At 33.3% G+C, this 7,010-nt stretch carries 7 protein-coding genes; 1 reads left to right on the forward strand and 6 read right to left on the reverse strand.

Going from position 1 to position 7,010, the window contains the following annotated elements:
- Positions 1–60: 60 nt before the first annotated feature.
- Positions 61–984: a hypothetical protein gene (locus tag V7024_RS18970; protein WP_335522713.1), complete on the reverse strand. Its 924-nt coding sequence runs from the start codon at positions 982–984 to the stop codon at positions 61–63.
- Between the two features lie 205 nt (positions 985–1,189).
- Here V7024_RS18970 and V7024_RS18975 point away from each other — a divergent pair, with 205 nt between their 5' ends.
- A complete protein-coding gene (locus V7024_RS18975; RefSeq protein WP_335522714.1) occupies positions 1,190–2,017 on the forward strand; it encodes a peptidoglycan-N-acetylglucosamine deacetylase in 828 nt (275 codons plus the stop codon).
- A gap of 87 nt (positions 2,018–2,104) precedes the next feature.
- Here the strand turns inward: V7024_RS18975 and V7024_RS18980 are convergent, their stop codons facing one another.
- The 5 genes from V7024_RS18980 to V7024_RS19000 all read right to left on the reverse strand — a co-directional run bounded on the left by V7024_RS18980 (position 2,105) and on the right by V7024_RS19000 (position 6,674).
- Entirely contained in the window at positions 2,105–2,428 is a 324-nt protein-coding gene (locus V7024_RS18980; RefSeq protein ID WP_335522716.1) for a hypothetical protein, read from the reverse strand.
- Positions 2,429–3,007 carry a sigma-70 family RNA polymerase sigma factor gene (locus V7024_RS18985; protein ID WP_335522717.1) on the reverse strand — a complete coding sequence of 193 codons (579 nt, stop codon included), beginning with the start codon at positions 3,005–3,007 and terminating at the stop codon, positions 2,429–2,431.
- A gap of 36 nt (positions 3,008–3,043) precedes the next feature.
- Positions 3,044–4,225, reverse strand: coding sequence for an NAD(P)/FAD-dependent oxidoreductase (locus tag V7024_RS18990; RefSeq protein WP_335522718.1), 1,182 nt, complete (start codon positions 4,223–4,225; stop codon positions 3,044–3,046).
- 118 nt (positions 4,226–4,343) lie between these two features.
- Positions 4,344–5,972 (reverse strand): ABC-F family ATP-binding cassette domain-containing protein, encoded by a 1,629-nt coding sequence (locus V7024_RS18995; protein WP_335522719.1) that lies wholly within the window; start codon positions 5,970–5,972, stop codon positions 4,344–4,346.
- Between the two features lie 261 nt (positions 5,973–6,233).
- Positions 6,234–6,674 carry an Lrp/AsnC family transcriptional regulator gene (locus tag V7024_RS19000; RefSeq protein ID WP_335522720.1) on the reverse strand — a complete coding sequence of 147 codons (441 nt, stop codon included), beginning with the start codon at positions 6,672–6,674 and terminating at the stop codon, positions 6,234–6,236.
- Positions 6,675–7,010: the final 336 nt, after the last annotated feature.

A 7,010-nucleotide genomic window follows, 5' to 3' on the forward strand; every position in this document is an offset into this window, starting at 1 on the left:
TCTCGCCCCCCTAAAAAAGGTTGGATGCTGTTTTTTCAACTTGTATTTATATAAATTAATTTATAAACATTTTTCAGGATCGATTTCAATAAACTCCCATTTGCCTTTCGTATTCTTTTTATATTGCATGGCCAAAATATCTGTATCATTTGTTAGTTGAAAAAATACAAAGCGATATTTGTTCCCATCAGTTCCAATCACATCAATTTGTTTCGTATAGCCTTCTTGTTTTGTTGGAAGTTTTTCTTTTACAAGTTTACACCAATTCCCGAACTTCGTATCAACAACCTCCTCTGCATTATGTTGCCAAAAATGATATGCTGCACATAAAAAATCTTCACCGTATAGCTCGATATCAGCAATTTTGTATGAATTGCTTTCCCTTTCTATGTAAATATAGCCGTAATAATAAGCAAAGTATGTTCCCCCTTTAGCTGAACCTTCAATCGTTTCCATTTCAAAAAAATAACGAGTTGCCTTTGGGTATTTTTTATCTCGATGTAACGGTTCTAATTTTATTAAATTGATATGTCCAATTCCTTCAAACGAACGGAAATAGCTTTTATAGGAAACTCTTTTTTGATATTGACTTGTAAAAAAGTTAAAAGCAATTGGATACGGTATTTTTGACATTCCAACAGTCCCGCATCCTCCCTCTTTATTTTTCGTAAGATTTTCAGCTTCTCGTAAAACACTAAAATAATGAATAATTGTATTTTCTGGTGAGTTCATAAGCGAAGGGGAAAGAACGATTTGATCGTATTTCTTATCAATGAAAGGATCAAAAAATTGATAGTTAAAGCGATTATTAAGAACATGAAAGCATGACGGACGAAAATATTTTTCTATATTCTCTTCTCTTTCTATTCTTTCACCACGTTGCTCGTTTCCTTCTTTATTTTTTTGCTTTTGCAGAATTGCTCCCATAATGATTACATGTGTATTTAAATTTTCCCTCTGTATAAATCGTTGAAAAAACTTCATAATTCCACTTCACCCCAAAATCATATATTTTTTAAAATGTATGATTTCACAACACAATTAATCAACAAAACTCAAAAAATCTTGCATCTATTTCATAAATCACTTTCTTACTTGTAAATATATTTTTTGACAGTACTATACATAAATTTACTAATATAATAGAATGAAAAGGAATGGAATTATTGAAATAGAAAGAAGGACATTTATGCGTAACAAATCATCTCTTGTAACTTTATTTAAAAGAACTCTTATTATGTGTGTAGGAATTTCATGCATATACGGAGTGTCTACCAGATCAAATCACATTGCAAAAGCTAGTACAGAAGATTCTTCACAATCTGTTCAACTAGTAAGTGAAATACAAACTGCACTAGCTCCAAAAACGACGCCAGAACAATACAATGGTCAAGTTAGAAAAGTTGCTTATCTTACATTTGACGATGGGCCAGGAAAATACACAGCTCAACTATTGGATATATTAAAACAAAATGATGCGAAAGCTACTTTTTTCCTAATTGGCTCTAACGTGAAAGAACATCCAGATTTAGTAAAACGAGAATTAGCAGAAGGTCACTATGTCGGCATGCATAGTATGTCACATGACTTCGCGAAGCTATACAAGCAAGGCGGTTATGTGAATGAAATGAAAGAAGATCAAAAGTTAATTTCTAATATTATTGGACAAGCTCCAAAATTAACACGTCCACCATACGGTTCTATGCCAGGCCTCAATGAAGCATTGCGAAATCAAGTCGCTGAAAATGGTTTGCGAGTATGGGACTGGACTATCGATTCTTTAGATTGGAAGTATAATAAAATGCCAGTGGATGCTGCTTCTACTAAAATTGTAGAAAATGTAATTGCAGGCGCAAAAACAAACAGAGAAGTAATCCTGCTTCATGATATTCATCCACAATCTGTTTCTGCCGTATCTGCTATTATTAAAGGGTTAAAAGAAAAAGGCTATGAGTTTGACAGTTATAATGAAAACGAACATTTCGAATTAAACTTTTGGCATGATAAACGAATTTAACATATATAAAAGGGCTGATTTCTATATTATAAGAATCAGCCCTTTTATAATTTACATGTATGCAAAATCTACTTTTCAAACGCATTTCTAATTCACTGGATCTATATCAATATAGAAATGTTTTAACTTGCCAGGATTTAACACGATATAAATAGATCTAATTTTATTTCCTTCAAATTCAAAACTCATTACCGCTTGTATTCCAGTACGATTTCTGATTACAATTCCGGGACAGCCATTTACCTTTGTTTGCATCATATAGTATTCGTCTTGATTCGCAAGAAATTTTTTTGCTAAAACAATAAGAAGCTGTTGTACACGCACTGCACCATAAATCGGTTTAGCTGCAGCGGTTACTTTGCCGCCGCCATCTGCATAATATGCGATGTCTTCCCCTAGAACTTCCATCATTTAATTTGTATTTCCTTGCTGAATAGCATTTATAAAACATGTAATGATTTGTTCGTGATCTTCTTTCACACTTTCGACCACAATTTGCTTTTCAAGCTCTGGAAGCACCTTTTTTATCCTGCTTAAGATTTTACGGCAATTTACTTCTTTTTTTTGCACAATTTCAGCAATCGTTTCATAGTCATATTCCAAAACTTCACGGAGTATAAAAATAGCTCTTTCAATTGGATTCAACTGTTCAAATAGTACAAGCAAAGCATATGACATATCATTTTTCATCATCATTTCCTGTAATGGATCTGTCTCAATTACTGCAATTGGTTCTGGTAACCATGTCCCCACATATAACTCTCTTTTTTTCTTAGAAGATTTCAACAAATCTAAACAACGATTGGTAACTAATTTACATAAAAATGCTTTTACATTTTTGCTGTATTTCAATTCGTATTCATTCAATTTTATAAATACATCTTGTATAACATCTTCTGCATCAGCAATACTTCCCGTCATTTTATAAGCGAGTGAGAAAAGAAGAGGTTTATGTTCAATATACAATTGACTCAGTTCAGCGTTTTCCATTGAAAAAATCCTCACCTTCTATTTCATTCGGCGCAATTAGACAAGTAAACTAGCCTGATCCCACGTTTTTTCACGAATACGTGCACCAATCTTACCCGATAAAATGAAATCAAGTCCCCACTTTTGAACCCAAACGAAGCCATTATTAGGTCCAAGACTAATACAATATAATTTTACCGGATACGCTTTGTGAGTAATTGAGTTAGATATTCCATATATCTCATTCTTTAAAATTTTACTTAATCTTGTCGCCTGAGGAATTGCTTCTTTACACGTCATTCCATCTACTTGATTCATTTTTTTGTCAACTACTCTTGCACAGTCTCCGATTGCAAATATATGTGAATGTCCTTTTATGCAGTACGTATCAGTTACTAATATTTGGTTCTCATTCGACAATGGAAGCTGAAATGTTTCAATGATAGGATTCACTTTCACACCTGGTGTCCAAACACATTCTCCCGCTACATATGTTGTTCCGTTTGTACAAAGTAACTGACCATTTTCAAATTTCTTCACTCTCGTTTTAGAGATGCATTTTATTCCAATCTTTTTGAGTTCATATGTTAATCGTTCACTTACTTTTACTGGAACCCCGCGTAATAAATGTTCTTTTGAATCAAACAAAATGACTTCTACCTCGTCTGGATTAAGCCCTACTTTTTGAACTTTTTCTTTAAACCAAACACACATTTCTGCAGAAGTCTCAATACCAGTAATCCCTCCTCCAGCAATAGCTATACGCAATAGTTCTCGCCTTACTTCTTTATTTTCTTCTGTTTTTGCTAGTTGAATTAAAGAAAGCAATTTTTGTCTTATCTCTACTGCGGTCTTCGTACTATTTAATGTTGTTCCGCCTAACGTACTAGGAATTTCTTGAATGACACTCCCTAGAGCGAATACAAGATAATCATATTTTATCGTTCTTATTCTTTCGTCTTCTAATTTTATATCTATTTCTTTTTCAGAATGATTACACGTTATCGCTTCTCCTTTTATAAATTCCATTCCATCTGTACAATACCTTTTTAATGGAACTTTTAAATCCGCATCTTCAACAACTGACTTAAACAATAAAACCTTCCGAAAATGAAACGAATTTTTATCTACTAACGTAATTTTCACTTCTTTTCCTAACGAAGAACCTAATTCTTTTTTTAATCCATTTAATAAATTTATACCAGCAAATCCTCCGCCTAAAATAACAATATGTTTCATTTTAATTCCCCCTTTACCCTTAAAACGATTTGACCTATTTGCTTGTGACATATTAAAAGGAGAAATTTTAAAAAATAAAACAAAAAAAACATCCCCTAAATGAAGGGGATGTTACTGTTTATTTTGCTTCTTTATACATCGCTTCTACTTGTTTTTGAAGCTCTTCGTTCTCTAAATACTCATCATATGTCGTTTGTTTATCAACTAAACCGTTCGGTGTTACTTCAATAATACGATTTGCGATTGTTTCAATGAACTGATGGTCATGAGATGTAAATAAAATTGTACCTTTAAATGCCATTAAACCGTTGTTTAATGCTGTAATAGACTCAAGGTCTAAGTGGTTCGTTGGATCATCAAATGTTATTACGTTTGCACCGCTTAACATCATTTTGGAAAGCATACAACGTACTTTTTCTCCTCCAGAAAGTACAGAAACGTTCTTCTTCACTTCTTCACCAGAAAACAGCATACGACCTAAGAATCCGCGTAAGAAGCTTTCAGACTCATCTTGTGGCGAAAATTGACGTAACCACTCCACTAAGTTATATTCGCTATTTTTGAAGAACTCAGAGTTATCACGTGGGAAGTATGCTTGAGATGTTGTAACGCCCCATTTAAATGAACCGCTATCTGGCTCCATTTCACCTGCTAAAATTTTAAATAACGTTGTAATTGCAATTTCATTACGTCCAACGAATGCAATTTTATCACCTTTATTAACAGTGAAGTACACGTTATCTAATACTTTCTCACCATCGATTGTTTTAGAAAGACCTTCCACTGATAACAAATCATTCCCGACTTCACGCTCTGGTGTGAAACCAACGAATGGATAACGACGAGAAGACGGTCTAATATCATCTAATGTAATTTTATCTAATAATTTTTTACGAGAAGTTGCTTGTTTCGCTTTTGAAGCGTTCGAGCTGAAACGTGCAATAAAGTTTTGTAATTCTTTTACTTTCTCTTCTTTTTTCTTATTAGCATCTTGTGTTAACTTTAATGCTAATTGACTAGACTCATACCAGAAATCATAGTTACCAACATAAAGTTGAATTTTACCAAAGTCAAGATCCGCCATATGCGTACATACTTTATTTAAGAAGTGACGGTCATGGGATACAACGATAACTGTATTATCAAAGTTCATTAAGAAGTTTTCTAACCATTGAATTGCTTTTAAGTCTAAATGGTTCGTAGGCTCATCCAGTAATAAAATATCCGGTTGACCAAATAAAGCTTGTGCAAGTAACACTTTTACTTTCTCTGCACCTGTTAACTCAGACATTTTTTTCGCATGAAGGTCTTCACCAATGCCTAATCCTTTTAAGAGAATTGCAGCTTCTGATTCTGCTTCCCAACCGTTTAACTCGGCAAATTCGCCTTCTAACTCAGCTGCGCGCATACCGTCTTCATCACTGAAATCTTCTTTCATGTAAATTGCATTCTTTTCTTGCATTACTTCATAAAGACGTGTATGGCCCATAATAACTGTTTCTAATACTGGATATTCTTCATATTCAAAGTGGTTCTGTTTTAAAACAGCTAAACGCTCACCTGGTGTAATATGAATGTCTCCTGTTGATTGATCAATTTCACCAGATAAAATTTTCAAGAATGTAGATTTACCAGCACCGTTTGCTCCGATTAAACCGTAACAGTTACCTGGTGTAAATTTTATATTAACATCTTCAAAAAGTTTACGATCTGCAAAACGTAAACTTACGTTACTTACTGTAATCATGTAGTTCCTCCTAGTAATACCGCTGCATCCAGCGTTTTCTCACCGAATGTCCTAAAAGTCGCAGTTTACGACTCACTTATTTTAGACTATTGCTATTATATAGTAGAACTCGAATGAATAGCAACGATAGATTCATTTTCTGCAAGGAAATCAAAGAGCTTTCCGCATTAATTCCCTCATCTTTTTCGCATAAATTCCGCTTTACTATCCTATACATTAAATGTCGTTTAAATACGATTCTCTTCCTACAAATATATATTCCTATTCTGAAAGAAGTTCAGGAAGCATAACTTTTTGTTCAAAACGCGTAGACAATACCATCAAAATTGTCGGACGTCCATACTTATTACACGAATCACTAAAAGTCTCTAGTGATTCCGAGGAACTTGTCGCCACTTTTAGTAAGTAATTATATTGTCCGCTAATTCTGTATAAATCGATGACATGCGGTGACTGTCTACAAAACTCAACAAATTGATTACAGTTATTTGCTTGAAAAAGAATAAATGCAGTCGTATCCTTTCCTAACTTTTTCCGTGAAACAACAGCTTGATAATTCTCAATAATCCCCTTGTCTTCTAACTTCCGGACTCTTTCCTTAACAGCTGGCTGAGTCATATTTACTTCTTTTCCTAAGTCCACCATTGACATACGACCGTTATTTTGTAGTAACTCTAATATTTTTGAATCAATTTGATCCATATACAACTCCCCTTTATTTTTATAAACACAACCAACTAATTTAACAATAAAAAGAAAGCATTCTAACCGAAACAACTTATTAATCACATGTAAATTATACATTCTTTCCCATAAAATATCAGTATTAATTAAAAAGTGATTAAAGGAGATGTTCATATATGAGCTATCATAATAATCGAAATGATGCCAATGTTATAAAGTTTCAGCGTAAAACTTCCAATTTTGAAGCTTGGAAATATGAGTCTATTTATAAATATTCTCCTCTATTTTCGTATAAAAAGCTTTTCGAAGTTTTTTTTCGTATCTTTTCGAAAAAAAATAATTGAATGGCTAAAG

It is taken from the genome of Bacillus sp. JJ864 (assembly GCF_036963045.1).
GTDB classification, from domain to species: Bacteria; Bacillota; Bacilli; order Bacillales; family Bacillaceae_G; genus Bacillus_A; species Bacillus_A pseudomycoides_C.